This is a genomic window from Lentzea sp. NPDC055074 (assembly GCF_053608005.1).
Genome location: NZ_JBSGUQ010000011.1, coordinates 44802 through 70940, shown reverse-complemented (window position 1 = coordinate 70940; position 26139 = coordinate 44802). Strand labels below are relative to the sequence as shown.

General features: G+C 69.4%; 29 protein-coding genes. 17 read left to right on the top strand and 12 right to left on the bottom strand.

Annotated elements, in window-relative coordinates; genetic code table 11:
* Positions 1–18: 18 nt before the first annotated feature.
* From ACWF7A_RS24575 to ACWF7A_RS24560, 4 genes are read left to right on the top strand one after another with little or no spacing between them, the layout of a single operon-like run.
* On the top strand, positions 19–951 hold the full coding sequence (locus ACWF7A_RS24575; RefSeq protein WP_452252820.1) for a helix-turn-helix transcriptional regulator: 933 nt from the start codon (positions 19–21) through the stop codon (positions 949–951).
* 60 nt (positions 952–1011) lie between these two features.
* Positions 1012–1398 carry an STAS domain-containing protein gene (locus ACWF7A_RS24570; RefSeq protein ID WP_452252819.1) on the top strand — a complete coding sequence of 129 codons (387 nt, stop codon included), beginning with the start codon at positions 1012–1014 and terminating at the stop codon, positions 1396–1398.
* A 6-nt stretch (positions 1399–1404) separates the two neighbouring features.
* Positions 1405–2670, top strand: a complete 1266-nt coding sequence (locus tag ACWF7A_RS24565; RefSeq protein WP_452252818.1) for a tannase/feruloyl esterase family alpha/beta hydrolase — start codon at positions 1405–1407, stop codon at positions 2668–2670.
* Positions 2642–3181, top strand: a complete 540-nt coding sequence (locus ACWF7A_RS24560) for an O-acetyl-ADP-ribose deacetylase (RefSeq protein ID WP_452252817.1) — start codon at positions 2642–2644, stop codon at positions 3179–3181. The genes ACWF7A_RS24565 and ACWF7A_RS24560 overlap by 29 nt, the downstream gene beginning before the upstream one ends.
* A 39-nt stretch (positions 3182–3220) precedes the next feature.
* Here the strand turns inward: ACWF7A_RS24560 and ACWF7A_RS24555 are convergent, their stop codons facing one another.
* Both ACWF7A_RS24555 and ACWF7A_RS24550 read right to left on the bottom strand, forming a co-directional pair.
* The gene (locus ACWF7A_RS24555) at positions 3221–3457 is read right to left on the bottom strand and encodes a hypothetical protein (protein WP_452252816.1); all 237 of its coding nucleotides are present in this window, start codon (positions 3455–3457) and stop codon (positions 3221–3223) included.
* On the bottom strand, positions 3454–4443 hold the full coding sequence (locus ACWF7A_RS24550) for a LacI family DNA-binding transcriptional regulator (RefSeq protein ID WP_452252815.1): 990 nt from the start codon (positions 4441–4443) through the stop codon (positions 3454–3456). Before ACWF7A_RS24550 ends, ACWF7A_RS24555 begins: the two co-directional genes overlap by 4 nt.
* Before the next feature lie 125 nt (positions 4444–4568).
* On the opposite strand from ACWF7A_RS24550, the gene ACWF7A_RS24545 reads away from it, so the two are divergent.
* From ACWF7A_RS24545 to ACWF7A_RS24520, 6 genes are read left to right on the top strand one after another with little or no spacing between them, the layout of a single operon-like run.
* A complete protein-coding gene (locus ACWF7A_RS24545; RefSeq protein WP_452252814.1) occupies positions 4569–5609 on the top strand; it encodes an ABC transporter substrate-binding protein in 1041 nt (346 codons plus the stop codon).
* Positions 5599–7107, top strand: a complete 1509-nt coding sequence (locus tag ACWF7A_RS24540) for a sugar ABC transporter ATP-binding protein (protein WP_452252813.1) — start codon at positions 5599–5601, stop codon at positions 7105–7107. The genes ACWF7A_RS24545 and ACWF7A_RS24540 overlap by 11 nt, the downstream gene beginning before the upstream one ends.
* Complete coding sequence (locus ACWF7A_RS24535) at positions 7070–8035, top strand: ABC transporter permease (RefSeq protein ID WP_452252812.1); 966 nt, start codon at positions 7070–7072, stop codon at positions 8033–8035. The genes ACWF7A_RS24540 and ACWF7A_RS24535 overlap by 38 nt, the downstream gene beginning before the upstream one ends.
* Positions 8032–9000: an ABC transporter permease gene (locus ACWF7A_RS24530; protein ID WP_452252811.1), complete on the top strand. Its 969-nt coding sequence runs from the start codon at positions 8032–8034 to the stop codon at positions 8998–9000. Before ACWF7A_RS24535 ends, ACWF7A_RS24530 begins: the two co-directional genes overlap by 4 nt.
* Positions 9001–9007: 7 nt before the next feature.
* Positions 9008–11725, top strand: a complete 2718-nt coding sequence (locus ACWF7A_RS24525; RefSeq protein ID WP_452252810.1) for an AbfB domain-containing protein — start codon at positions 9008–9010, stop codon at positions 11723–11725.
* A gap of 8 nt (positions 11726–11733) precedes the next feature.
* Positions 11734–12807 (top strand): S1 family peptidase, encoded by a 1074-nt coding sequence (locus tag ACWF7A_RS24520; protein WP_452252809.1) that lies wholly within the window; start codon positions 11734–11736, stop codon positions 12805–12807.
* 46 nt (positions 12808–12853) lie between these two features.
* Here ACWF7A_RS24520 and ACWF7A_RS24515 read toward each other — a convergent pair whose 3' ends face one another.
* Positions 12854–14140 carry an ABC transporter substrate-binding protein gene (locus ACWF7A_RS24515; RefSeq protein ID WP_452252808.1) on the bottom strand — a complete coding sequence of 429 codons (1287 nt, stop codon included), beginning with the start codon at positions 14138–14140 and terminating at the stop codon, positions 12854–12856.
* Positions 14141–14428: 288 nt separating this feature from the next.
* Between ACWF7A_RS24515 and ACWF7A_RS24510 the strand changes: the two genes are divergently transcribed.
* Both ACWF7A_RS24510 and ACWF7A_RS24505 read left to right on the top strand, forming a co-directional pair.
* Positions 14429–14842 (top strand): LIC_13387 family protein, encoded by a 414-nt coding sequence (locus tag ACWF7A_RS24510; RefSeq protein ID WP_452252807.1) that lies wholly within the window; start codon positions 14429–14431, stop codon positions 14840–14842.
* A gap of 70 nt (positions 14843–14912) precedes the next feature.
* The gene (locus ACWF7A_RS24505; RefSeq protein WP_452252806.1) at positions 14913–15320 is read left to right on the top strand and encodes a peptidase inhibitor family I36 protein; all 408 of its coding nucleotides are present in this window, start codon (positions 14913–14915) and stop codon (positions 15318–15320) included.
* A 69-nt stretch (positions 15321–15389) separates the two neighbouring features.
* On the opposite strand, the gene ACWF7A_RS24500 is transcribed toward ACWF7A_RS24505, so the two are convergent.
* Together ACWF7A_RS24500 and ACWF7A_RS24495 are read right to left on the bottom strand one after the other, a co-directional pair.
* On the bottom strand, positions 15390–17141 hold the full coding sequence (locus ACWF7A_RS24500; protein WP_452252805.1) for a BTAD domain-containing putative transcriptional regulator: 1752 nt from the start codon (positions 17139–17141) through the stop codon (positions 15390–15392).
* A 115-nt stretch (positions 17142–17256) separates the two neighbouring features.
* Entirely contained in the window at positions 17257–18288 is a 1032-nt protein-coding gene (locus tag ACWF7A_RS24495; RefSeq protein WP_452252804.1) for an FAD-dependent oxidoreductase, read from the bottom strand.
* Positions 18289–18430: 142 nt separating this feature from the next.
* Between ACWF7A_RS24495 and ACWF7A_RS24490 the strand changes: the two genes are divergently transcribed.
* From ACWF7A_RS24490 to ACWF7A_RS24480, 3 genes are all read left to right on the top strand, one after another.
* Positions 18431–19207, top strand: a complete 777-nt coding sequence (locus ACWF7A_RS24490) for a Tat pathway signal sequence domain protein (protein WP_452252803.1) — start codon at positions 18431–18433, stop codon at positions 19205–19207.
* A gap of 84 nt (positions 19208–19291) precedes the next feature.
* Positions 19292–19615 carry a hypothetical protein gene (locus tag ACWF7A_RS24485; RefSeq protein ID WP_452252802.1) on the top strand — a complete coding sequence of 108 codons (324 nt, stop codon included), beginning with the start codon at positions 19292–19294 and terminating at the stop codon, positions 19613–19615.
* Entirely contained in the window at positions 19612–20043 is a 432-nt protein-coding gene (locus ACWF7A_RS24480; protein WP_452252801.1) for a hypothetical protein, read from the top strand. Before ACWF7A_RS24485 ends, ACWF7A_RS24480 begins: the two co-directional genes overlap by 4 nt.
* A 160-nt stretch (positions 20044–20203) precedes the next feature.
* Here ACWF7A_RS24480 and ACWF7A_RS24475 read toward each other — a convergent pair whose 3' ends face one another.
* Positions 20204–20593, bottom strand: coding sequence for a RidA family protein (locus tag ACWF7A_RS24475; protein ID WP_452252800.1), 390 nt, complete (start codon positions 20591–20593; stop codon positions 20204–20206).
* A gap of 86 nt (positions 20594–20679) precedes the next feature.
* On the opposite strand from ACWF7A_RS24475, the gene ACWF7A_RS24470 reads away from it, so the two are divergent.
* Both ACWF7A_RS24470 and ACWF7A_RS24465 read left to right on the top strand, forming a co-directional pair.
* The gene (locus ACWF7A_RS24470; protein ID WP_452252799.1) at positions 20680–21057 is read left to right on the top strand and encodes a winged helix-turn-helix transcriptional regulator; all 378 of its coding nucleotides are present in this window, start codon (positions 20680–20682) and stop codon (positions 21055–21057) included.
* 132 nt (positions 21058–21189) lie between these two features.
* A complete protein-coding gene (locus ACWF7A_RS24465; RefSeq protein WP_452252798.1) occupies positions 21190–22128 on the top strand; it encodes an NmrA/HSCARG family protein in 939 nt (312 codons plus the stop codon).
* On the opposite strand, the gene ACWF7A_RS24460 is transcribed toward ACWF7A_RS24465, so the two are convergent.
* The 6 genes from ACWF7A_RS24460 to ACWF7A_RS24435 all read right to left on the bottom strand — a co-directional run bounded on the left by ACWF7A_RS24460 (position 22125) and on the right by ACWF7A_RS24435 (position 26080).
* Positions 22125–22538, bottom strand: coding sequence for a MarR family winged helix-turn-helix transcriptional regulator (locus ACWF7A_RS24460; RefSeq protein WP_452252797.1), 414 nt, complete (start codon positions 22536–22538; stop codon positions 22125–22127). The genes ACWF7A_RS24465 and ACWF7A_RS24460 overlap by 4 nt on opposite strands.
* A 48-nt stretch (positions 22539–22586) precedes the next feature.
* Positions 22587–23240 (bottom strand): DUF4328 domain-containing protein, encoded by a 654-nt coding sequence (locus tag ACWF7A_RS24455; protein WP_452252796.1) that lies wholly within the window; start codon positions 23238–23240, stop codon positions 22587–22589.
* An 89-nt stretch (positions 23241–23329) separates the two neighbouring features.
* Positions 23330–23665 carry a VOC family protein gene (locus ACWF7A_RS24450; protein ID WP_319985486.1) on the bottom strand — a complete coding sequence of 112 codons (336 nt, stop codon included), beginning with the start codon at positions 23663–23665 and terminating at the stop codon, positions 23330–23332.
* A 65-nt stretch (positions 23666–23730) separates the two neighbouring features.
* On the bottom strand, positions 23731–24519 hold the full coding sequence (locus ACWF7A_RS24445) for a hypothetical protein (RefSeq protein ID WP_452252795.1): 789 nt from the start codon (positions 24517–24519) through the stop codon (positions 23731–23733).
* Entirely contained in the window at positions 24519–25712 is a 1194-nt protein-coding gene (locus ACWF7A_RS24440) for an RNA polymerase sigma factor (protein ID WP_452252794.1), read from the bottom strand. The genes ACWF7A_RS24445 and ACWF7A_RS24440 overlap by 1 nt, the downstream gene beginning before the upstream one ends.
* Positions 25709–26080, bottom strand: a complete 372-nt coding sequence (locus tag ACWF7A_RS24435) for a YciI family protein (protein WP_452252793.1) — start codon at positions 26078–26080, stop codon at positions 25709–25711. The genes ACWF7A_RS24440 and ACWF7A_RS24435 overlap by 4 nt, the downstream gene beginning before the upstream one ends.
* Positions 26081–26139: the final 59 nt, after the last annotated feature.

The window sequence follows — 26139 nt, the reverse complement described above, 5'->3', positions numbered from 1 at the left end:
GGCCGGTGGACATTCCGGGTGGCGGCGAGGATCGTGCAGCACGTGGAGCAGGTCGTCGAGGCGACGGAGTTGGACGCGGCGCACGAGGTGCTCAACGCGACTTATGGTCAGATGCGCCTCAAGTCCGGCGTCGAGAACCCTCACATGTGGATGTCGTCGCAGGTGAACGGGCAGGTTCGGTTCGACGAGCTGCACGGGCGCATCGGCATCGAGGTCACCGTGGACCCCATGCACAACTACGTGTTCGGGCACTCGGGCGCCGGGATGGTCTACTACGCGTCCGGGGGCGAAGACCGCTTCTGGCTGCCAGGAGAGGTGTTCCTGAGCGCCCCGCCCGACAGCCCGTTCGTCGGCGCGATCCTCGACCCGCGGCTGTCGACCGTCACGCTGCCGCAGGCGGTGATCGACGAGGTGGCCGACGGTGCGCGGTTCATCGGGTTCCGGCCCGTGTCGTCCGCGGCCGCGGTGACGTGGTGGTCGACGTGCGTGCACCTGCGCGACGAGGTGTTCCCCCGCTTCGGGGACAACGCGCTGGTGACGGCGAACGCGACCCGGCTGCTCGTGGCCGTCACCCTCGCCACGTTCCCGAACACCACGTCCGCCGCGCCGAGCCCGTCCGACAGGCGGGACGCGCACCCGAAAAGCCTGCGTCGTGCGGTGATGTTCATCGAGGCCAACGCCGCGAGGGACGTTTCCGCAGCCGACGTCGCGCTCGCCGCACGCGTGTCCATCCGTACGTTGCAGCTTGCCTTCCGCCACCACCTGGGTACGACACCGATGGCCTACCTCCGGCGCGTGCGTCTCTCGTGCGCGCACGACGACCTGAGGGTTGCTGACGGTTCCGTCACCGAGATCGCGGCCCGGTGGGGCTACGCCCGTCCGAGCGTCTTCGCGGCCCACTACCGCGCGGTCTACGGCGTCTCGCCGTCGAAGACCCTGCGGTCGGGCTGACGCTTCGTTTTCACGGTCACCGCTTCGTTTCCGCTGCTATCGCCGGTGGCGCGAGGTGCGGTGAAGTGGTTCATGACCGCCTGTGAGTCCAGCCCGTTCGCCGTGCGGACGCAACGCTCCGGTAGTCGCTTCGTGGCCATCTGCCAGGGCGAGATGGACATGACGACCTGCGACGTCTTCTTCGCCGCCGTGATACCCGGCATCACCGACACCACCACCGACCGCGTCTCGATCGACCTGGCGGAGGTGACGTTCCTGTCCGCGGGTGGTCTGCGCACACTGCTGCTCCTGCTGTGCGCGGCGCACCACAACGGCAAGTCGTTCTCGCTGCACGACACCCAGCCTCAGGTCCGCCGGGTGCTGGACCTGTTCGGCTTCACCACCTTCAAAGCGGGCCTTGTGTGGGAGGCAACCATGTCGCCGGGAGGCCGTCACAACATAGCTTGACCAGCTATGTTGCTCCCGTTGGTCCTGGTACTCGCGCTCACCCCGCCGATGTCCGCGATGACGGTCCCCGGCGCCGAACACCAGCGACTCGCCCGCCTCACCGACCTCACCACGACCGGCCTCGTCGCCACCGGCCACACCGACCCGGCCGACTGGGCGGGGCTCACGAGCGCCGCCCTGCCCGTCCCCGGCGCGGTCTCCGGCATCCAGATCGACGGCTACTTCCCGGACACCTCACGCACCAACACCAACCACGGCGGGCACGACTCCCAGTTCGTGGTCAGACTGCCCGACCGCTGGAACGGCGGCCTCGTCGTCACCGGCTCGCCGGGAGTCCGCGAGCAGTACGCCAACGACAGGGCGATCTCCGACTGGGTCCTCTCCCGCGGCTACGCCTTCGCCGCCACCGACAAGGGCAACACAGGAGCCCAGTTCTACCGCGACGGCCGCGCGATGGAGGAGTGGAACCACCGCTTCACCCAGCTCACCGTCGCGGCGAAGTCCGTCGTCTCCCAACGCTACGGCCGAAAACCACACCGCACCATCGCCACCGGCATCTCCAACGGCGGCTACCTCGTTCGCTGGCAGCTGGAGAACCGCCCGCACCTCTACGACGGCGGCGTCGACTGGGAGGGGACGTTGTGGACGGTCGGCGGACCGAACCCGCTGACGTTCCTGCCACCCGTCCTGCGCGCCTACCCCGACCACCTGGCCGGCAAGCCGGGCGCGCACGAGGCGATGGTCGCGGCGGGCTTCCCGGCGGGCACGGAGTTCCTGTGGGACTACCACTACCGCTACTACTGGGACCTGACCCAACGCATCTACCGCGAGGAGTTCGACCCGGGCTTCGACGGTGAGCTGGAGGCCGGGGTGCCGTTCTGCGCCTCGGGAACGCCCTCGTGCGACGCGGACTACTCGTACGCGGCGCGGCGGAAGGTGGCCGGGCCGTCGGTGTCGCGGGTCGCGTTGACCGGGAAGATCAAGCGGCCTCTGCTGACCGTGCACGGGACGTACGACGTGTTGCTGCCGATCTCGCAGGACTCGGACGTGTACGCGGGCATGACACCTGACCGGTTGCACCGGTACTACCGGGTGGAGCAGGGGACGCACGTGGACGGGCTCGTGGACGCCCATCCGGATCGGTTGCGGCCTCTCGCGCCTTGTCACCGGGCGGCGTTCGTGGCGTTGGAGCGGTGGCTGGACGGGGCGCAGCCGCCGGCCTCCAAGACGTTGCCCAGGCCAAATGACGTGGCCACCTGTCCGCTCGCGTGATCCAATCGGGGACGTGGCCACCATCGAGTACGTCCTCGGCGACATCACCGAACAGGAAGTCGACGTGATCGTCAACGCCGCCAACTCCTCCCTGCTGGGCGGCGGGGGAGTGGACGGCGCGATCCACCGCAAGGGCGGTCCGGACATCCTCGCCGACTGCCGCAGGCTCCGCGCGGGTCACCTAGGCGGCGGTCTCAAGACCGGCCAGGCCGTTGCCACCACCGCCGGCAGGCTGAAGGCGCGCTGGGTCGTGCACACGGTCGGCCCGGTCTGGTCGGCCACCGAGGACCGCTCCCACCTCCTGACCGCCTGCCACCACAACGCGCTGCAGGCAGCCGCAGACCTCGAAGCACGCACCATCGCGTTCCCCGCGATCTCCACCGGCATCTACCGCTGGCCGGTCGAGGACGCCGCCCGCCTCGCCCGAGCCGCGGTGGAGGACGCGCAACTCGACCTGGTCAGGTTCGTCCTGTTCGACCAGCGGACCTACGACGTCTTCGCGCGCCCGTAGTCCGCGATCTCCATCGCCCACCGGTAGACCTCGGCGAGATCACCCAGCGTCGAGGGCAGCGACGCGGGCACCGGCCTGCTGCGAGTCGGTGAACGACGTGTCGAGGAACGGCTCGAACAGGTTGCCCCACACGTCGAACCGCACCACGTCCGGAAACCCGTGACACCCGCGGAACTCGACGAGCCCGGGCTCGTCCTCCCAGGACAGGAACAACGTCTCACCGGACACCGTGCGGATCTCGTGCCGCAGGGCCGTCGAGACGTCCCGCACCGTCACCGTGCCACGGTGCTTTCCCTGACCTGCAAGGAGAACGGCGTCTCGACGTTCTCGAGGGACTCGCTGGACTCGACGCGGCGGTGCAGCAGGTCGACGGCGGCCTGGGCGATGGCGGCCTTGTCGGGGGCGATGGACGTCAGGGACGGCGAGCTGTAAACGCTTTCCTCGTTGTTGTCGAAGCCCACCACGGCGAGGTCGGACGGCACGCGCACGAAACGTTCGGCCGCCGCCCTCATGGCGCCGATGGCCAGCAGGTCGTTGAAGCAGAACACGGCGTCCGGCGGGTTTCGCAGGTCCAGCAACGACCTCATCGCGGCGGCGCCGTCCGCGCGGTGGTAGTTCAGCGCCGGGACGACGAGCTCGTCGACGAACGGCAGGCCCGCCTCGGCCAGTGCCCGGCGGTAGCCCTCGAGGCGCAGCGCGGCCGTGCCTCGGTGGGGGTGGGCACCGATGGCGGCGATGCGCTGGTGGCCCAGTGAGATCAGGTGGCGGACGGCGGCCTGGGCGGCGGCCACGTTGTCGATGCCGACCCGGGAGATCGGGACGTCGACGGCGTGCTCGCCCAGCAGGACGGCGGGCACGGGCAGCTGGAAGTCGTCGACCTGGAGGGCCTCCGGGCTCAGGATCGCGGCGTCGACCAGGTGCGGGCCGAGGGCGGCCAGCGCCGAGCGCTCACCGGCGAGGGTGCCGAACGTCTGCTCGATGAGCACGTTCCACTCGTGCTCCTGGGCGGCGGCGATGACGAGGCCGGCGAGCTCCGCGAAGTAGGGGATCGAGAGTTCGGGCAGCACCAGGGCGATGAAGCCGGTGCGCCCGCGGCGCAGGTTCCGGGCGCCCAGGTTCGGGCGGTAGCCGGTCGCCTCCAGCGCCTCCTCGACGCGGCGGCGGTTGTCCGGTTTCACGAACGAGTAGCCGTTGACCACGTTCGACACGGTCTTCACCGAGACACCCGCCAGGCGGGCGACGTCCTTCAGCGTGGCCAACACAGCCTCCAGAAAAAGTACCGGGAAAAAAACCGGGAAGTACCCGGGTCTTTACATCGTTGGAACAACGATGCAAATCTAGCGCCTGAGAGCGCGTCCACGCATAGCCCGCCGTGTAGGAGCCAACGATGTCTCGCATGTTGCTCATCGCCGTCGCAGCCTTGCTCGTGACGGGGTGCACCAGCAGAGAAACCCCCACGACAGCCAGCAGCGAAGGCCCCGCCGCGTCCGCCGCGCAGAACCAGAGTGCAGGTCCGGGCTGTGCGCGGAGCAAGACCGGGTACCCGCAGATCGACCTGAAGGGTGCGCTGGTCGGCTTCTCCCAGTCGGAGAAGGAGGCCAACCCGTTCCGCACCGCCGAGACCCAGTCGATCAGGGACGAGGCGGCGAAGCGCGGCGCCGAACTGCTGTACACGAACGCGCAGAGCGACCTGAACAAGCAGATCAGCGACATCAAGTCGCTGATCGACCGCGGCGCGAAGCTGCTGATCGTGGCGCCGCTGAACTCCGACGGCCTGCAGCCCGCGTTCGACGCGGCCAAGGCCAAGCAGGTGCCGGTCGTGACGATCGACCGCAAGGTCACCTCGCAGCCCTGCACCGACTACCTGACCTTCATCGGGTCCGACTTCGTCAAGCAGGGCGAACGCGCCGCCCAGCAGATGATCAAGGCTACCGGTGGCACCGGCAAGGTCGCGATCCTGCTCGGCGCGTCGGGCAACAACGTGACGGTCGACCGCACCAAGGGCTTCAAGGACGGCATCAAGGGCACCCCGGGCCTCACCGTCGTCGCCGAGCAGACCGGCGAGTTCGACCGGTCCAAGGGCCAGGCCGTGATGGAGCAGCTCATCCAGAGCAACCCGGACATCACCGCCGTCTACGCCGAGAACGACGAGATGGGCGTCGGCGCCGTCACCGCCCTCAAGGCCGCGAACAAGCAGCCGGGCAAGGACGTCAAGGTCGTCTCCATCGACGGCACGCGCAACGCCGTGCAGCTCATCGCGGACGGCAGCTACACCGCCGTCGTCGAGTCCAACCCGCGCTTCGGCCCGCTCGCGTTCGACACGCTGGAGAAGTTCGGCAAGGGCGACGAGATCCCGAACACCATCGTGATCTCCGACGACGAGTACGACACGACGAACGCGGCGCAGAAGCTCGGCAATGCCTACTGATCCGGTCATCGAGGTCGCCGGCGTGACGAAGACGTTCGCCGGCGTCCACGCCCTCAGCGACGTGGACTTCACGCTCCAGCGCGGCGAGATCCACGCGCTGGTCGGGGAGAACGGCGCCGGGAAGTCGACGCTGATCAAGGTGCTGACCGGCATCCACACCCCGGATGCCGGTTCCATCACCCGGGGCGGGCACATCTCCACGATCTACCAGGAGGTGAACCTCGTCCCGTTGATGAGCGTGTCCGCGAACCTGTTCCTCGGCCGCGAGCCGCGGAACAGGTTCGGCCTGATCGACCGGGCCCGCCGGGACGCCGACGCCGCGGAACTGTTGCGCGGCTACGGCATCACGGCGGACGTGAGCAGCCCGCTCGGGACGCTCGCGGTCGGGGAGCAGCAGATGGTCGCCCTCGCCAGGGCGGTCGCGGCCGACGCGGACGTCGTGATCATGGACGAACCCACGTCGTCGCTCGAACCGCGCGAGGTCGAGACGCTGCTCGGCGTCGTGCGGAAGCTGCACGAGGCCGGCATCGCGATCATCTACGTCAGCCACCGCATGGACGAGCTCTACCGGATCTGCGACACCGTCACGGTGCTGCGGGACGGGAAGAACGTGCACAGCGGTCCGCTGAAGGAGCTGCCGCGCATCGAGCTCGTCTCGCTGATGCTCGGCAGGTCGGTCAAGGAGATCGAGAAGCACGGCACCACGGCGTTCGGCGAGGGACACCAGGCCGACGCGCAACCGGTGCTGGAAGCGGTCGACCTGACGAGCAGACCGCGCATCAACGGCGTCAGCCTGGCGATCCGGCCCGGCGAGGTCGTCGGCCTCGCCGGCCTGCTCGGCTCGGGCCGCACCGAGACCGCGAAGGCGATCATCGGCGCGTTCCCGCTCGGCGGCGGCACGGTCCTCGTCGGGGGCAAGCCCGTGGCGCACAACGTGAAGGCGGCGATGAGGGCGGGCATCAGCATGCTCGCCGAGGACCGCAAGACCGAGGGGATCATCCCGAACCTGTCGGTGCGCGAGAACATCGTGCTGGCCGCGCTGCCGAGGCTCGGCCGGTTCGGTCTCGTCAGCAGGTCCAGACAGGACCGGATCGTCGACACCTTCGTGAAACGGCTGCGCATCAAGGTGTCCAGCCCGGAGCAGAAGGTCGCGGAGCTGTCCGGTGGCAACCAGCAGAAGGTGTTGCTGGCCCGGTGGCTGTGCACCGAACCGAGGATCCTGCTGCTCGACGAACCGACGCGCGGCATCGACGTCGGTGCCAAGGCGGAGGTCCAGGCGCTGATCGACGAGCTCGCCCGGGAAGGCCTGGCGGTGCTGCTGATCAGCTCCGAGCTGGACGAACTGCTCGACGGAGCCGACCGGCTCGTGGTGCTGCGCGACGGTTCCGTCGCGGGCGAACTCGAAGGAGACAGGCTCACCCGTGAGCACGTGCTCGAAGCGATCGCGGCGGAGGTGACGGATGACTCAGACGACCACGCGGCCAGCCACCAGGGCTAGCGCCGCGGCCGCGAGGACGCGGTGGTTGCAGGACAACGGTGTCTACGTCGCCGTCGCCGCACTGCTGCTGTTCAACGCCCTGTTCACGGCCAACTTCCTGACGGTGGGCAACTTCACCACCCAGCTCGTGCAGGCCGCGCCCGTGCTGATCGTCGCGCTCGGCATGGCGCTGGTGATCGGCACCGAGGGCGTCGACCTGAGCGTCGGCGCGGTCATGGCGCTGGCCGCCGCGATCATCCCGCTCTACCTCGGCGCCGGTCCGCTGATGGCGATCACTATGTCGCTGGTCGTCGGCGTGCTCGCGGGAGCGTTCAACGGGTTCCTCGTCGCCAAGATCGGCATCCAGCCGATCGTCGCCACCCTCGCGTTGCTGGTGGGCGGCCGCGGCCTGGCGCTGGTGATCGCGAACGGCCAGCTCGTGCAGCTGCACGACCCCACGTTCCTCGAGCTCGGCACCGGGGACGTGCTCGGTGTCCCGATCAGCGTGCTGATCGCGGGGCTGCTCGCGCTCGTCGTCGCCGGACTCACGAACCGCACCACGTTCGGGCGCCAGCTCGTCGCGATCGGCGGCAACCGCAAGGCGGCCTCGCTCGCGGGGCTCCCGGTCAACCGGGTGTTGATCGGCGTCTACGCGATCTGCGGCGTGCTGGCGGCCGTCGCCGGGGTCCTCGCGACCTCCCGGCTCGCCGCCAGCGACCCCGCCGACATGGGCCTGCTCATGGAGCTGTCCGCGATCACCGCGGTGGTCGTCGGCGGAACCCCGCTCACCGGCGGCAAGGTCCGCGTGCTCGGCACGGTGTTCGGCGTGATCCTCATGCAGCTCGTCCGGGCCACCCTGATCAAGCACAACCTGCCGGACTCGATCGCGCAGATGATCCAGGCCGCGATCATCGTCGCCGCCGTGTACGTGGCACGGGAGCGCCGATGATCACGACGACAACCCCGTCCGTGCCGAAGGCCGCCGCGAGGACGAAGGTCCTGCAACGCCAGGGCGCCGCCGTCGCGCTCGTGCTGATGGTCGCGGTGTCGTGGCTGGTGTTCCCGCGCTTCGGCAGCCTCGACAACCTGCGCGACCTGGCCCTGCAGGGCTCGTTCCTCGCGGTGATCGCGATCGGCATGACGTTCGTGATCATCACGGGCGGCATCGACCTGTCCGTCGGCTCGCTCTACGCCCTCGGCGGTGTGCTCGCGGCCTGGGGCTCGCAGTACGGGTTCCTGGCGGCGCTGGCACTGCCGCTGGTGGTGTGCGGGCTGATCGGCCTGATCAACGGCCTGCTGATCGCGAAGACGAACATGGCGCCGTTCATCGTCACGCTGGCGTCGCTGTTGTTCGCCCGAGGGCTCCTGCTGGCGATCACCGACGAGGGCGCGAACACCTACAAGATCGCGTCGGACAGCGCGTTCGTCGAACTGGGCCGCGGCACGGTGTTCGGCTTCGGCTACCCGATCTTCATCGCGGCCGTGCTCGCCGTGCTCGGCGGCATGGTCCTGAACCGCACGAACTTCGGCCAGAACGTGTTCGCCACCGGAGGCGCCGAGCAGTCGGCGATCCTCCTGGGCGTCCCCGTCGCGAAGACCAAGGTCCTCGTCTACACGATGAGCGGCACGCTGGCGGGTCTCGCCGGCGCCCTGACCGCCGCTTATCTGCAGTCGGGCGTCACGGTCATCGGCGTCGGGCTCGAACTGGACGCCATCGCGGTCGTCGTCATCGGCGGAACCCTGCTGACCGGTGGCATGGGCACGATCCTCGGGACCGTGATCGGCGTGGGCCTGATCAAGGTCATCCAGAACGTCATCAACCAGATCGGCACGCTCGACAGCAACTACCAGTCAGTGGTCAGCGGCGCCTTCCTGCTCGTCGTCGTTGTCCTCCAAAGGATATTGCGAAGATAGGAGAGCCATGACCAGACGCGTCCTGGGCGTATTGGTCGGAATCCTCATCACAGCGACGTTTCTGACACCGACAGCGGCGCAGGCGGCGGAGTGGGTGCCCAAGACCCCTCCGCTGTCGACGCCGTGGACCTCGCAGGTGTCGCCGACGAACGCCCTGCCCGAGTACCCGCGCCCGCAGCTCCAGCGCCCTGAATGGCAGAACCTCAACGGCGTCTGGGAGTTCGCGGGGGCGGCGAACCTCACCAACCCGCCCATCGGCCGTCCGCTGGCCGAGGGCGTCCTCGTGCCGTACCCGATCGAGTCCGCGCTGTCGGGGATCAAGCGGCACGAGGACAACATGTTCTACCGCCGCACCTTCACCGTTCCGTCGTCGTGGAACGGTCGCCAGGTCAGGCTCAACTTCGGCGCGGTGACCTGGGAGACACGAGTCTGGGTCAACGGCCGGCAGGTCGGTACGCACACCGGCGGGTTCGACGCGTTCTCGTTCGACATCACCTCGGCCCTGACGGCCGGTACGAACGAGATCGTCGTCGGCGTCACCTCGACGGTGGACGGCAGCCGCTACCCGATCGGCAAGCAGCGCCGCAACCCCAGCGGCATCTTCTACACCGCCGCGTCCGGCATCTGGCAGACCGTGTGGCTGGAACCGGTGCGGGCCGCGAACATCACGCGTCTCGACACCACGCCGAACCTCGGCGCGGGCGCGCTCGACCTGGTCGTGCAGGGCACCGCGGGCCAGCCGGTCACGGCCGAGGTGCTGAGCGGCGGGCAGGTCGTCGGCCGGCAGACCGGCACGACCGGAACCTCGTTGCGGGTGCCCGTGCCGAACGCCCGGCTGTGGTCGCCGGACGACCCGTTCCTCTACGACCTGCGCGTGACGCTGGGCAGCGGCGACTCCGTCACCGGCTACTTCGGCATGCGCTCGCTCGGCAAGGCGATGGTCGGCGGGGTCATGCGGCCGTTGCTGAACGGGAAGTTCGTCTTCCAGAGCGGCACCCTGGACCAGGGCTACTGGCCGGACGGCGTCTACACCGCGCCGACCGACGAGGCGCTGCGCTTCGACCTCGAACGCCAGAAAGCACTGGGGTTCAACATGGTCCGCAAGCACATCAAGGTCGAACCGGCCCGCTGGTTCTACCACGCGGACCGGCTCGGGCTGATGGTCTGGCAGGACATGCCGTCCGTCGACTCGATCGACGAGGCGCCGAACTCGCACGCCAACTACGAGTCCGAGCTGCGCCGGATGATCGACCAGCTCAAGGGCATCACGTCGATCGTGCAGTGGGTGCCGTTCAACGAGGGCTGGGGCGAGTACGACGCCGGCCGCATCGTGAACCTCGTCCGGTCGATCGACAACACCCGCCTGATCAACCACAACTCGGGGTCCAACTGCTGCGTCTCGGATCCCGACCCGGGCAACGGCGACGTCATCGACGACCACCACTACCAGATCTCGGCCACCACCCGTCAGCCCGACGCCAACCGGGTCGCGATGCTCGGTGAGTTCGGCGGTCTGGGCCGCCGGGTCGTCGGTCACGAGTACCAGCCGGGCGCCGGTTTCGCCTACGGGGCCCTCTACCCGGACGAGGCGTCGCTGACCAAGCGGTACGAGGAGGTCATCAAGCAGGTCCAGCGGCTCGTGCACACCCGCGGGCTGTCCGCGATGGTCTACACCGAGCCGTACGACGTGGAGAACGAGGTCAACGGCTTCTACACCTACGACCGGCGCATCCTGAAGATGACCGAGTCGCGGGTGCGGGCCGTCAACCTCGGGGTGCTCGCGGTCGCCCGCGGCACGGCCGTGAGTCCGGACGACGTGGTGTCGTTGCGCGTCACCACGGCCGGCTACACGGACCGGTACCTGCGCCACCAGTCCTCGCTGGCCCGGACCGACGTGATCAGCACGGACCCGGCGAAGCTGGACGCGACGTTCGCCCTCCGTCCCGGACTCGCCGACGCGGCCTGCCTGTCGTTCGAGTCGAGGAACTTCCCCGGTCAGTTCCTCAGGCACAGCAGCGGACGCGTCCGCATCGACGCGAACAACGGCACGATCGCGGCGGACGCCACGTTCTGCGCCCGTGAGGGGTCCGGCGGCACCGCGCTGGAGTCCTACAACGTGCGCGGGTCGTTCATCCGTCACTACAACGAGGGCGTGTACCTGGCGCGCTCCGGTGGCTCGAACCCCTGGGACACCGCGAGTTCGTTCGCCGCGGACACCACGTGGGCCGTCGGCACCGGCCTGTGGCGCAGCGGCGCGGACCTGCCGCTGGACCAGGCGCGCTCGTTCCGCGTCACCACGCCCGGCTTCACGGACCGCTACCTGCGGCACCGGGAGTCGTTGGCGCGCACGGACGTCGTGACGAGCACGAGTGACGCCCTGACCAAGGCCGACGCGACGTTCGTCGTGCGGCGCGGGCTCGCCGACCCGACCTGCTACTCGTTCGAGTCCCGCAACATCTCCGGCCAGTTCCTGCGGCACGCGGACTTCCGCGTCCGCCTCGGCACCAACGACAACACCGACCTGTTCCGGCGGGACGCGACGTTCTGCGCGCAACAGGGCACTGGAGGCGTCCGGCTCGAGTCGGTCAACGAGCTCGGCACGAACATCCGGCACTACCAGGAGGAGGTCTGGGTCGCCTCGAACGGCGGCGCGCACACGTACGACAACCCTGCCTCGTACAACCAGGACGTGAGCTGGGCCGTCAGCTCACCTTGGACCCCGTAGGAGAGAACGTGCTGCTACGAATGGTTTCCGTGTCCGCGATCGTGCTGAGCGCGATCACCGTCCCTGCTGTGACGGCGTCGGCCGACGTCGTCGACGCGATGAGCCGCGACTTCGGGATCACCCAGGCCCAGGCGCTGACCCGCATCCGCGCCGAGAAGGCCGCTCTGAAGATCGCACCGGCCGCCGAACAGGCCGCCGCCGAGGCGTACGGCGGAAGCTGGTACGCCGACGGCGAGCTCCAGGTGGCCGTCACCGACCCCGCCCGAGTCGACGCGGTCAAGGCCGCCGGCGCCCAGCCGGTGCTGCGCACGAAGTCCCTCGCGTCCCTGAACGCGGTGAAGGCCGGCATCGACAGACTGTCGAAGGCCGGATCGGTGTCGAAGGACGTCGCCGGGTGGCGGGTCGACGTCCAGCGCGGCGCCGTGGTGGTCGACGCCCTGCCGGGGGCCGACCTCTCGGCTCTGCCCGAGGACGTCGTCGTGAACACCGCCGGCGTCCAGAAGCCGCAGACGTTCGCGGCCGGCACCGTGGGCGGCGACCCGTTCTACACGGGCAACGTCCGCTGCTCGATCGGCTTCTCGGTGCACGGCGGTTACGTCACCGCGGGCCACTGCAACGTCGGTGCCTGGAACGTCTACGGCTGGGACCGGTCGTGGCAGGGCGAGTTCGTCGGCTCTTCGTTCCCCACCAACGACTACGGCTGGGTCCGCACCGGCGGCGGCTGGTGGAACGTGCCCGTCGTGCTCGGCTGGGGCCAGACGAGCGACGCCCTGGTGCGCGGTTCGTGGGAGGCCCCGCCCGGCACCTCGGTGTGCCGTTCGGGCTCGACCACGCACTGGCACTGCGGCGTGATCCAGGGCCGCAACGAGACCGTGAACTACCAGCAGGGCGCGGTCTACGAGATGGTCGGCACGTCGGTGTGCGCCGAGGGTGGCGACTCCGGCGGGTCGTTCATCACCGGTGACCAGGCGCAGGGCGTCACGTCCGGCGGCTACGGCAACTGCGGAAGCGGTGGCCGCACGTGGTTCCAGCCCGTCAACGAGATCCTTCGCACGTACGGGTTGACGCTCCTGACCGCCTGATCCGAGTGCCGCCGGGACGCGGGTGCCTCCGCGTCCCGGCGGTCTGTCATCCGGCGGCCTTCTTGGCTTCCTGCACCGCCGTGCGCCACGCGTCGTCCGGGCGCTTGCCCTGTTCGACCGACTGCAGCGCCGGGCCGAACACGTTCTCCTGGATCTGTCCGTCGGCAGGGCCCTTGTACTGCGCGGCCCTGACCTTCTGGACCTGCGCGGCGAACAGGGCACCCGCCTTCACGTTGCCGAAGTAGGTGTTGACGTGCTCCACCAGCGCTCTGTTCTCGAGGGCCTCGACCTGGCTGGGGAACGTGCCCCTGGCCTGGAACGCCTTGATCTGCTGCTCCGGGGCGGTGAGCCACGCCGCCAGCGCCGCGGCCTCGGCCGGACTCTTGCTCTGCTTCGGCACGGTCAGGTAGGAGCCGCCCCAGTTGCCACCGCCGTTGGGGAACGCGTCGGCGACGGCCCACTTGCCGGCGTTCTCCGGCCCCGCCTGGGTCTCGATGACGCCGAGCATCCACGACGGGCACGTCTTGGTGGCGAACCTGCCTAGCTTGAAACCGGTGTTCCACTCGTTGCTGAACGCGGCCAGCTTCGCCGACTGTCCTTTCGCGACGGCGGCGGTGACGGCGTTCCAGTCGTTGCGAACGGCCGGGTTGGACTCGACGACCAGGTTGTCGGACGTGTCGAAGTACCCGACCTCGTGCTGGTTGTGCATGGCGTTGAAGATCTGCGCCGCGCTGTCGAACCAGGCGACACCGGACACCTTCGCGACGAACCTGTCGCCCGCCGCGAAGTAGCTGTCCCACGTGGCGAAGAGCTGCCGGACCTGCTCGGGCTCCGAGGGCAGTCCCGCCTCGGCGAAGAGGTCCTTGCGGTAGCACAGGGCGAGCGGGCCGATGTCCGTGCCGTAGCCGATCAGCCTGCCGTCCCTGGTGGTCGCGGCGTCGGCCTTCCACTTCAGCCAGCGGTCCGCCGTGACGTCCTTCGGGCCGATCTCCAGGAGGTTGTTGAACTGGCCCGACTTGGCCATGACCTGGCTGAGGTAGCCCTCCTCGACGGCCTCGACGTCGGCGAGTCCCGACCCCGCGCCCAGCTTGGTGAAGAGGTTCTGGTGGTGCGGGGCGCCCTGCCCCGTCTTGCGCTGCGTGATCTTGATGTTCGGGTGTTCGGCCTCGTAGGCGGCGAACAACTCCTCGTAACCGAACTCGTTGAACGTGGCAACGGTCAGTTCGGTCCTGCCGTCGGCGGTCCGGTTCGCCGCTCCACCCCCGCCGCACGAAGCGACGGTGACGGACACGACGACACAGACCACCACTCTGACCCAGTGGCGGCGGCGCACGTGGAACTCCCTCTAGCGGCGACGGTAGAGCTGGGAGCGTTCCCAGGTTTTCGAGGGAGTGTCATCGCGTCCGAGCGAGGTGTCAAGCGCCTTCGACCGTGGCAGTGGCGTCGCGGACGCTCGTTTGTCTGGGAACGCTCCCAGTATCTGGGCTGATGATCCGGTGGTCCAATCCAGTGGACGCGAGGCTGAGGAGAGGACGTTGTTCCCTCAGCGGAAGTTGACACGGCCTGTCGGCGGGCAAACCATACGGCTGCGTATGTTCTGCTGACCGAGGGGGTAGGTGCAATGCCGCGTACGTTCAGGATCGGCGCGTGGGCGTGGATCGCGACCGGGGTGGGTCATCTGGCGATCATGGGGGTGATGGCGCTCGGTGACCCGGATCCGGCCGCCGCCCGCGCGGCCGCGGCGGCCGAGGAGGTGGAGTTCGCGCTGGGCGGGGTGTCCCGCACGCTGCACGAGGTCGACCTGGGGATCAACCTCGTGATGTCGGTCGCCCTCGTCTTCGGAGGCCTGGTCTGCCTGGTCGCGGCGAAGGAGGGGCCGGTGCCCCGAGCGCTCACCGGGCTCGGGTTCGCCACGTCCCTGGTGCTGCTCGGGGTGTCGGTGGTGTTGTTGCCGTCGCCGCCGATCGTGCTGTTCGCGGTGGCCGCACTGGCTTTCGGGCACGCGTTCGCCACCCGGCCGGTTAGCGCCGGTTAGCGCTCGCGTAGCGGGACTCCCCAGTCTGGGAGCCGAGGTGAGATCGCCTCGCTGAGAAGGGGGAATTCTCTTGATCCGCAAAACGATGACGGTTCTGGCGGGTGCCGCGTTCGCCGCGGCGTTGGTGACGTCGCCGGCGAATGCCGCCGCGCCCGCCGCGCCGATGGGGGAGCAGGCGGAGGTCGGCACCGCCGCGTGGAGCGCCTGTCCGGCGGCACGGATGTGCATCTGGACCGGGCTCGACGGCAACGGCGGCATCGGCATCTTCCAGGTGGGTGACGGCGACCTCGGCGACTCGTCCGGTCCTCGTGGCCTCAACAACGCCACGGAGAGCGGCTGGAACCGCACCAGCCAGACGTGGTGCTTCTACGACGGGACCAGCTACAGCTCGCTGCTGGGCACGATGGCGCCCGGCGAGCGGTACAACTGGCACCCCACCAAGCGCAACAAGGTCACCTCGTTGCGCGTGTGTCCCTGACACGGCGGTGAACGGCGACGCTGATCGCTGACGGCGGGGCCGCTGCGCGCGGCGGCCCCGCCTCCACGCTCACCAGGCGTCCAGCGCGCGGGTGACGACCGCGTCCCGTTCGGGTTCCGGTTGTTCAGCGGCGAAACACCGCAACAGGGCGTGCATGCCGTAGTGGGTGGCGGCGCTGCGCCCGACCACGTCCACCAGGTGCCAGCTGACGAGGTCCTCCAGCACCCGCTCCGCGTGGTCTCGCCGGGTGTCGAGGAGCGCGGCGGCCACCTGCGCGGGTACCGAGGTCGCGGGCAGCAGACCGATGCGGCGGAACAACGTCTGGTGCTCGGGCGGCAGCCGGTCGTAGCACAGGGCGAAGCACGCCCTCACGTCCAAGTCGCCTGCTTCGAGCCAGTCGAGCCGGGTGCGGTGGTCGGCCAGCCGCTCGGCCAGGTCGTCGCTGGTCCAATGTGGACGGCTCAGGAGGAGGGCGCCCGCGATGCGCAACGCCAGCGGCAGACCGCCGCAGCGCGCGACCAACGCGTCTCCCGGCGGCTCACCGACGATCCTGGTGATCAGCTCGACCGAGTCGCCGGCGTCGAGCAGCCCGAGCCGGACCAGCCTGGCGCCTTCCAGTTCACCGAGCGCGCGCCTGCTCGTCACCAGCACCGCGCAGCCCGGTTCGGCCGGGACGAACGGGCGGACCTCGCTCGCGTCGGCGGCGTCGTCGACGACCAGCAGGATCCTGCGACCGGTCACCAGGTCGCGCAGCAGGGCCGAGCACTCCTCCCCGCCGTCCGGGACGAGGTCCGCCGGCACGCCGAGCGCGCGCAGGAACTGTTGCAGCACCAGAGTCGTGTCGTCCCCTCGCAGCGTCGCGAAGAGCTGACCGTCGGGGAACCGCTCGCGCACGCGGTGAGCGAGCTGCACCGCGAACGACGTCTTGCCGAGACCCGGTGTGCCGGTGACGACCACGAGCGGTGGCCAGTCGCGCTCCGGCGCGGTGAGGACGTCCGCCAGCTCGGTGAGCAGGTCGTCGTGGCTCACGAAGTCCGGCAGCGCCGGTGGTAGCTGCCTCGGCCGCGATGGCCCGCGCCGCACCGGGAACGCCGGCCGCACGTCCTGCTCACCGCGCAGGATCCCGGCGTGCAACGTGATCAGGTGCGCGGACGGTTCGACGCCGAGTTCGTCGACCATCGTGCGGCGGAACGCGTGGAACACCTCCAGCGACTCGGGCACGCGCCCGCAACGGGCCAGCGCGATCATCAGCTGGGCGCGCAACCGTTCGCGCAGCGGGTGTTCCGCCACCAGCGCGGTCAGCTCACCGATCAGGTCGGCGCCACCGCCGAGCTGGATGTCGGCGTCGACGCGCTCCTCCAGGACGGTCATGCGCAGCTCGGTGAGCCGGTCGGCGACCGGTTCCGCCAGCTCCGGGTCGGCGGGCCCGTCCCACCGGCGCAGCGCCTCCCGCAGTCGCGTCGCGCCGAGCGCCACGTCACCGTTCGCGATGAGCTCCCGCGCCCTGGCCAGGTCCTCGCGCACCCGTTCGACGTCGAGCTCCGCGGGCTCGGCGCGCAGGACGTAGCCGCTGGCCGCGGTCTCGATCCGGTCCCTGCCGAGCAGCCGTCTCAGCCGCGAGATGATGCCCTGCAGCTGGACCTTCGCCGACGACGGCGGCGCGTCGCGCCACAGCTCGTCGGACATCCTGCCGACCGGCACGACCTCGTTCGCGCGCCACACCAGCAGCGCGAGCACCGTCCGCGTCTGCGGGGTGCCGATCGACACTTCCGCCCCTTCTCTCTCCACCCGCAACGAACCCAGCAACCTGAAGTACCACATGCCTCCAGTACCTCCCCCGCCGATCAGGGTGGCACAGCGGCCGAACTCGCCGCACGCGGTTCGGCCATCCTCGGCCTTTCGCGTGTGGATCACTCAAATGGAATCGCGCGGCCCGCTAGTGGAACAGGATTCGCCTGGCCACGGCCTTTCCGGGCCTCGTGCGCAGCATCGTGAACGCGAGCTCGGCGACGCTCGGGCTTTGGACGAGCGACAGGCCACGCCGCAGCTGCGACCGCAGCAGGTAGCGCCGCCGCATCGCCGCGCCGTCGTAGTGCTCCAGCACGTACTTGTTGCCGCTGCGCAGGTAGTCGAACGTCACCGAGGCGGCGAGCTCGGACATCCGCATGCACGGGTCGAGGCCGCCGGCGGTGAGCGGGGAGACCGCACCGGCCGCGTCGCCGACCAGCAGTCCCTGCGGTGACACGATCCTGCGCAGCAGGCCGCCGACCGGGATCGGCCCGCCCCGGCGCTTCACCGGTCCGGCGGCTTCGGGTGTGGGAAAGCTTTCCCGGAACCGGTGCAGCAGCTGGGGGAGCGGCGCGGTGAACCGGTCGGCGCGGCCCGCGAGGCCGACGTGCGCGTGCTCGCCGTCGTCGATGACCCAGGCGATGTAACCGGGTGCGAGCCGCGGGTCGACCACGCAGTGGAACGTCGGCGTCGAGCCGGTCCTGACCGGGTAGACCTCCTCGATGCCGGTGATCAGCTGCCGGTTGACGTCGAGGCCGAGGTTCTTCGCGACTGTGGAGCGGGCGCCGTCGGCGCCGATCGTGAAGCGGGCCTTCGTGGACCTCCCGGGATAGCCGGAGTTCAGGTGGACCCGCGCGCCGGCCCGTTCGGCCTGCTGGACCGCCGCGGTGTAGATGCTCTCCATGTCGCCGACCCGGAACTCGTCCCGGTCGCTCACGAGCTCGACGGGCTTCTCGTGCGACGGCGGGTAGAGCAGCACGCGGCGGACAGCGGGGCCGAGGTGCGGCAGGTCGAAGTCCTCGAGGGTGCGGCGGACGAAGATCCCGGTCGTGCGGATGCCGGTCTCGAGGCTCGTCCTGCGCTCGCAGACGGCCACGTCGAGGCCTGCCTGGGCGAGCAGGCGCGCGGTGTTGAGGCCGGCCAGCCCGGCGCCGACGACTAGCACGTCCACGGTGTCCATGGATGTGAACCTAGAACCGATCCGCCGCCGGAATTTCGTTTCCGGCAACACCTTCACGGGATCTGCACCGTTCCTCCACAAGTGTGGCATCGTGTTCTCACCGCTGCCTCGAATCGCCGCCCTGGTTCGAGGAGGAACACCGATGGAGCTGTTCAACCGCCGCACCGTGATGCGAGGAGCCCTCGCCGTCGCGGCCACGCCACTGGCCGCGGGTGTGGCCTCCGCTGATGTGGGTGCGATGGCGTTCGTGCAGAAGTGGGCCCCGAACCCCGGTTCGGCGGGCCTCGGCGCGTTCGTCGGCATCGAGGACGACCGCTCGAACTCGCATCCCTCGGCCACGCACATCTTCGCCGAGAGCGACCAGTACCGGTTCCTGATGCACAAGTCCGATCGGGACGGTTCCGACCGGCAGCGCAACGAGGTGCGCGCGATCAGGACCGGCGGCACCCGGCACGACATGAAGAAGGGCGAGACCTGGCGCTTCAACTACCAGATGTACATCCCGCCGTCGTTGAAGGGCACCACCAGCTTCACGCACATCTTCCAGGTCAAGCACACCGGCGTGGACTCGCCCGTGGTCACGATGTCGTTGTTCCGCTCGGGTTCGGTGGAGACCGTCGAGATGAGACTGTTCGGCGCGGGGCAGGCGAAGCTCGGCAGCACGCCCCTGGCGCCGCTGCGCGCCAAGTGGATCGACGTCGAGATCGAGATCAAGGTCGCCGACTCCGGCAGCCTGCGCTACTCGCTGAAGGACGGCGGCACGACGGTCGTCACCGCGTCCCGCTCCGGCTTCGACACGTGGCTGGGTGGTGACCAGGCGCATCCGAAGTGGGGCATCTACCGCGGCCTCGGCGACTCCGCGCAACTGCAGGACACCTATCTGTTGCTGCGCAACATGAAGGCGTACCGGAACGAATAGAGGGTGTTCCCTCGCGGCCCTCCAGAGGTGAGAATCACTCTTGTGGGGGATCTTCACGGACGAACTGCCGAGAGCAGGGCCGGTGTGGCCGCCTTCCTGGCGGGTGTGTGGCTGATCGCCGCGCCACCGGTCCTGCACTTCGGCGCGTCGCTGCACGCGTTCCGCCCGTACTGGGTGTCCATGGGCCTGGCCGTCGTGATCATGCTGCTGGGCATGGTCCGCGCGATGGCACCGCTCGACGTGCCGCTCATCAGACCACTGACGATCGTCCTGGCCGGCTGGCTGATCGTCGTGGCGCTGATGCGGGCGGACGGCGGCACCGCCCTCGTCTGGCTCAACCAGCTGGTCGTGGGCGCGCTCATCGCGCTGTCGGCCGGCCTGGCCCTGCTGATGAGCCTGCGCAGATGAGCACCTGGTCCGACCTCTGCCTGATCTGCTCGGGCCGGCAGGACCTCGTGGTCAACGTCCACGAGGCGGGCCCGTACGAACGCTCACACGACTACACCCGAGTGCTCTACTGCCGCGCCTGCGCGGTCGGCGAGCTGAGGTCGTTCAGCTACGACGGCTTCGTGGTGTTCGGCGAGGAGGACGAGGTCATGGTCTGGTCCGCCATCCTCTCCACCGCAGACGTGGACCTGGTGCGGACCGCCTTCACCTGCCCTCTTTCGTTGGCGGGCACCTGCGAGTGCCCGCACCACGTCCGCGCCTACGACACGAGCGTGCGCGTGCACAAGACCCGCCTCCCGGAGCACGGCCCCGACCGGCACAGCCCGGCCGGTCGCGCCGCGGCCACCGTCGCGGTGGTCGAGGGCCTGGTGGAGTTCCGCTCGGCCTAGGCGCTGTCCTGCAAGTCTCGTTGGGCGACAGTAGCGGCCGAGGGACCCGGAGGCGGCACCGCCGCAACGCCCGAATACGCCCGGTATGAGGGCATCGCGGCGGCACCGCCTCCGGGTCTCTCGCCCGCGCCTTTCACCGAACGAACTTGCAGGACAGCGCCTAGTCGATCACCGCCGTGGCCTCGACCTCGACGAGGTGCTCGGGCACGTCGAGCGTTGCCACTCCGATCAACGTGGCGGGCGGCGTCGCGGTCTCGCCCACCTTCTTCATCGCGTTCTCGATGCCTTCGAGCAGCTCCGGCATCTTGTCGGGCGTCCAGTTCGGCACGTACACCCGCACCCGCACGAGGTCTTTGAAGCTCGCGCCCGCGGCCTCGAGCGCGGTGTGCACGTTGATGTAGGCCTGCTCGGTCTGGAGGGCGAGGTCGGGCTCGCTGTCCCACGCGACCTGGCCGGCCAGGTAGATCGTCTTGCTGCCGCTGGCGACCGCGACGTGGTGGTAGACGTCGATCTGCGGCAGCGCGTCGGGGTTGATGAGCGTGACTGGCATCGTGCGTTCTCCTGTTGGCTCTCTTGTGGTTACTCGCTCACCGTAGGAGAGTGAGTGCTGACCTGGAAGAACGCACTTTTCCGAGAGTGAGGCACCTCGAGGTGAGCAAGCAGCTCAGCGGCGATCTGGCCCGCGCGGACTCGTTGGCGCGCGAGATCTTCTCCGACATCGCCAACAAGTGGGCGCTGCTGATCGTCGAGACGATCGGCGACTCGACCAAGCGGTTTACGGAGCTCAAGACCGAGGTGGACGGCATCAGTCACAAGATGCTGACCCAGAACCTGCGGCTGTTGGAGCGCAACGGGCTGGTGTCGCGCTTCGTGCACCCGACGGTGCCGCCTCGGGTGGACTACACGCTCACCGAGCCCGGGCGGGCTTTGCGGGCGACGGTGGATGCGATGTGTGCTTGGACTTCGCGGTATCTCGGGGAGATCGAGGACGCTCGTCAGAAGTTCGACGCTTGAGGTAGCGGCTCGCGAAGGAGTGCGGCCACATACCTCCGCAAGGTGTCAGGGAGTCCTGTGGCGCGGGTTACACCCAAACGACTTGGTCACTTAAGTTGATAGTCACCAATAAGTGACTATATGGTGGAAGGCATGAGTGACAAGAAGATCATTGCTGTGGTGGGCGCCACCGGCGAGCAGGGCGGGGCGGTGGCGCGGGCACTGCTGGCCGACGGCGAGTTCGCGGTTCGCGCGATCGCCCGCACCCCGGAGTCGGCGGCAGCCCAGAGGCTCGCCGCGCTGGGGGCCGAGGTCGTGCAGGCCGACCTGTACGACGTGGAGAGCCTGCGGAAGGCGTTCGGCGGGGCGTACGGCGCGTACCTGGTGACGCCGTTCTTCACGCACATGTCGGCGGCCAAGGAGCTGGAAGAGGTGCGGAACCTCGTCGCTGCCGCAGAAGGTGTCGAGCACGTCGTGTGGTCGACGCTGGAGGACACGCGTGAGGTGATCTCGCTCGACGACGACCGGATGCCGACGCTCGACGAGAAGTACAAGGTGCCGCACTTCGACGTGAAGGGTGGCGAGGCGGACGCGTTGTTCGAGCAGGCCGGATTGCCGACCACGTACGTGCGCATGTCGTTCTACTGGAACAACCTGCTGCAGGGCATGGCGCCGCATCGGGCGGCGGACGGGAAGCTCCGGCTCTCGTTGCCCATGGGGGAGAGCCGGATCTCCGGGATCGCCTCCGAGGACATCGGCAAGGCGGTCGTGAGCGTGTTCAAGCAGCCGAAAGAGACCATCGGGCAGACGATCGGACTCGGTGTCGAACACCTCACCGGGCAGGAGGTGGCCCGGGCTTTCAGCGACGTGCTGGGGGAGGAGGTCACGTACGAGCCGTTGTCGCACAACGACTTCCGGGCGCTCGGCTTCCGGGAGGCGGTGGAGATCGGGAACATGCTGCAGTACTACACCGAGTTCGACACGCACATCCTGCCGCGCCGCGACACCGGGCAGACGCGCGAGCTCGTGCCGGACTGGTTGACGCTCAAGGAGTTCCTCGCCGCCCACCGCGACGAGATCGCGATCGGCTAGTAGCCGCCGGTGATCTCCTCGAACACCTGCTTGAACTCGGCGAACCGGTGTGCGCCCACGAGGTCGGCGAGGCGGCCCTCGATCTCGGCGATGATCCTCCTGGCCTGCGCCATCTGGTCACGTCCGAGGTCGGTGGGCACGACCAGCTTCGCGCGGCGGTCCGCCGGGTCGGGCTGGCGGGTGACGTAGCCGAGGCGTTCCAGCTCGTCGATCAGGGTGCCTACGACCTGCTTGTGCTGGCCGGAGCGTTCGGAGAGCTCGCTCGCCCGTGTGCCGTCGGTGGCGATGTAGGCCATGACGGCGCCGTGCCGCGGGCGCAGGTGCTCGTGGCCCGCCTCGGCGAGGCGGGTGAAGAGCTCCTTCTGGAACCCCGAGAGCAGGTGCGCGGAGAGCACGCCGACGTCTGGCATGCGGATGATGTTAGCCCGGCCGCGCCCAGGTCCGAAGAGGACGGACGATCACGGTGTCACCAGGGGTGTGCGCTGGAACTCCGAGATCTGCCGCACCACCTGAACGGCGAGGAACGCGGCGACGAGGCCGACGAACGCGCACATCGTCGTGAGCACCGCCGCGACCAGATACGACTCGGTCGTGAGGACGCCGTTGTCGTAGGTGCGGAAGCTCGCGAGGTCGAGCAGCCACATGAGGAGGTAGGCGGTCCACCACTTCCTGGTCGTGGAGTGGAGTGGTCGTTCCCGCATCGGCACGCCCAGCAACCGCGGGTCGCTGGCCTGCCAGACGTCGTCGACGACGGCCTTGGGGTACCACAGGTTCACGACGGGCACGAACCAGCCCAGCCAGACCCACGCGCGGCCGTGGCGGTGTTCCTCGGCGGGGACGAGACGTTCGGCGTTGGTGCGCGCGCTGTGCAGCCACACGATGAACGCGGCGATCGCCGAGAGCGTGATCACCGCGAACGGCAGATCCGTCAGAATCCGGAACGTGTCGTGGATGGAGAGTGCGGTCCCCGTGCGGTCACCGGCACGGTAGTCCTGGACGGCCGTGTAGGTCAGCCAGTCTGCGGCGGCCTCGGCGACGTTGCCCACCGCCGCGAGCCCGATGAGGACCGACGCCGTGACGCCCAGCCCGCGCACGGATCTGAAGTGCTCCATGTTCCTCCCCAGTTCATGAGCCTTGCCAGCCTAGAACGTGGCGAGGGGAGAATCCGTTGAGTGGCCCGCCTGGTGGCGGGCCACTCGGGTCAGGCCTGTGGCTCGTACAGGCTGAACGGCGTGCCCTGGTCGTCCGAGCAGTGGGCGATGCGGCCGACGTCCGGCACGGTCTGCACGTCGTCGCTCTTGCCGCCGAGCTCGGCGACCTTGCGCACGGACGCGTCGATGTCCGTGGTGTGGAAGTAGATCCGCGGCTGGGTGAGCTGGGCGTCCCTGACGGCGATCGCACCGGCCGCGCCGTTCGTGACCACGTGGTAGTCCTCGCCCATCAGGCTGGTTTCCCAGCCGAACACACCCGCGTAGAACGCCCTCGCCCGCGCGGTGTCCTCGGCGGGAAGCTCGAACCAGTTGACCTGTCCGGACATCTCGATCGCTCCTTCGGTGGGGGAACTGACGAGCGGAGGACGAGCGAGGGGACCGGAACTCGACATCAGTCGCCGAGAACTCTCCTGCCCCGGTCGTGGTGGTCGAGAGCGGCACCGACGGCGGCGGCGACCGTCACCTCGAAGATCTCGTCCTCGGTGTGCTCCTGCCGCAGGAGCAGGAGATCGCTGTCGGTGAGGCGGTGGGAGGCGGAGCGAACCGTTGCCGCGTAGGAACCCCAGGCGTCACCCGCCGCGGCCGCCCGCCGCAGTGCGGGCGGCGTGTGGGCGGGAGCCTCCAGCACGGTCCGGCGGAGCTCGGCGGCGGAACCCGTGCCCGGGCCGGTGAGGAACCGCGGGAACCGGTAGCCGAACCTGTGCAGGGAACGCGTTCCGGACTCCAGCTGGCCGGGCAGCAGCGCGAACCCGAACGCGTTGGCGAGCCTGTTCACCACCTGCCAGACCAGGCTGACGTCCAACGCGTCGCCCAACGCCTCGCGCGGAACGTCGACAGGCGTGAGGTTCTCCAGGAAGTCCAGCGCCGCGACGAGCTCCGGGCGCAACGGCGACGGGTCACCGGCGATCCTGACCAGTTCGGTGTGCGTGACAGCGCAGTAAGGGCACCGCAGCCGTTCGGCCGTGCGCTGTGCCATGTACTCGCGTTCCCCGGCCGTCCAGAACGACGGCCCGCGCATCGCCCTCGCGCTCAGGTCGAGGAACACCGCGCCGAAGAAGTCCGGGCGGTACAACAGGGTCTTCGGCACGTCGGACATCGGGACGCGGGACACCAGCCCGGTCATCCCGAAGAACATCCGGGCCGGCAGGCGGTGGCCGTGGTCGAGCACGCCGAGCCTCATCAGGGGACCTCCAGGGAACGCAGCCGGCCGGCGAGGAACCGGCGGTCGGCCGGGTTCACCGCCAGCTCCAGGGCGAGGTGGTACGCCGCACCGGCTTCGGCCCGCCGGTCCAGGCGGCGCAGCAGGTCGGCGCGGGCGGAGTGCAGCAGGTGGTACGAGTCGAGCCCGGTGATCCGGCCGATCAGCTCCAGCCCGGCGGCGGGGCCTTCCGCCATCGCCACGGCGACCGCGTGGTTGAGCTCGACCACCGGAGTCGGTGCCACCACGAGAAGTTCGCGGTACAGCGCGGCCACCCGCGTCCAGTCGACCGGGTCCTGCACGTGCAGAGCCGCGATCACGGCGTGCAGCACGTACGGACCGGGCGAGCCGAACCGCAGCGCGCGGTCGAGAAGCGCCATGCCCTCCGAGATCTCGTCGGCGTTCCAGAGCGTCCGGTCCTGGTCCTCGAACAGCACGAGATCGCCCTCGGACGTGAACCGCGCGGCACTGCGCGAGTTGTGCAGCAGCATCAACGCCACCAGGCCGTGCGCCTCCGGTTCGTCGGGCATCAACGCGGCCACGAGCTTGCCCAGCCGCAACGCCTCCAGCCGCACCGAGGCGTCCGCGGTCGTGTAGCCGCGCGTGAAGATCAGGTAGAGCACCCCGAGCACGCCCCGCAGCCGTTCGGGCAGCAGGTGGTCGGCGGGCACCTCGAACGTGATCCCGGCATCGCGGATCTTGCGCTTGGCCCGGACGAGGCGCTGGGCCAGCGCGGGTTCGGCGACGAGGAACGTGCGGGCGATCTGCGCGGCGGTGAACCCGGCCACCGCCTGCAGCGTCAGCGCTGTCCGTGCGTCCTCGGCCAGGGCAGGGTGGCAGCAGGTGAAGATCAGCGAGAGGCGTTCGTCGCCCAGGTCGACGAGCTGCTTCTCCGTCATGGTCACAGGAGCGGGCGGCGTGGGCAGCTTCGTGCGGGCCATCCGGGCGTGCCGGAGCCGGTCCAGGGCGTGGTTGCGGGCGACTGTGAGCAGCCAGGCGAACGGGTCGTCCGGCACCTGGGAGCGCGGCCACCTCCGCAACGCCTGCGAGCACGCCTCCTGCAGCGCGTCCTCGGCCAGCTCGAAGTCGCCCAGCGCCCGCACCAGCGCCGCGAGCATCCGGGTGCGGTGCTCGCGGTAGACACGTTCGACCGCGGCCGACGCGAGGTCGCTCATGCCACCCCGTGGTTCAGGCCGGGGATGTGGTCGACGGGGCGCACCTCGATCGTCGCGCCGAAGTGCGCCTGCGGGATCATCTCGGCCAGTTCCAGCGCCTCGTCGAGGTCGCGGCAGTCGAGCAGGTAGTAGCCGCCGAGGTGTTCGTGGGTCTCCGCGAACGGCCCGTCGGTGAGCAGCGCCTTGCCCTCCCGCACCCGCACGGTCGTCGCCGTCGTCACGGGCTTGAGCGGGTCGCCGGCCACGAACGCGCCCCGGCGCCGGCACTCGTCGGCGAACGCGTTGACCCGCGTCAGGATCTCCTCGAACCGCGGGTCACCGGGGTGCGGGCGGTCCTCGCAGTTGTAGATCAGGAACATGTAGTGCATGCGTGCCCTCCAGTCGTCGTTCCGAGGACGAACGAGACCTCTGGAAGTCGACATTCGAG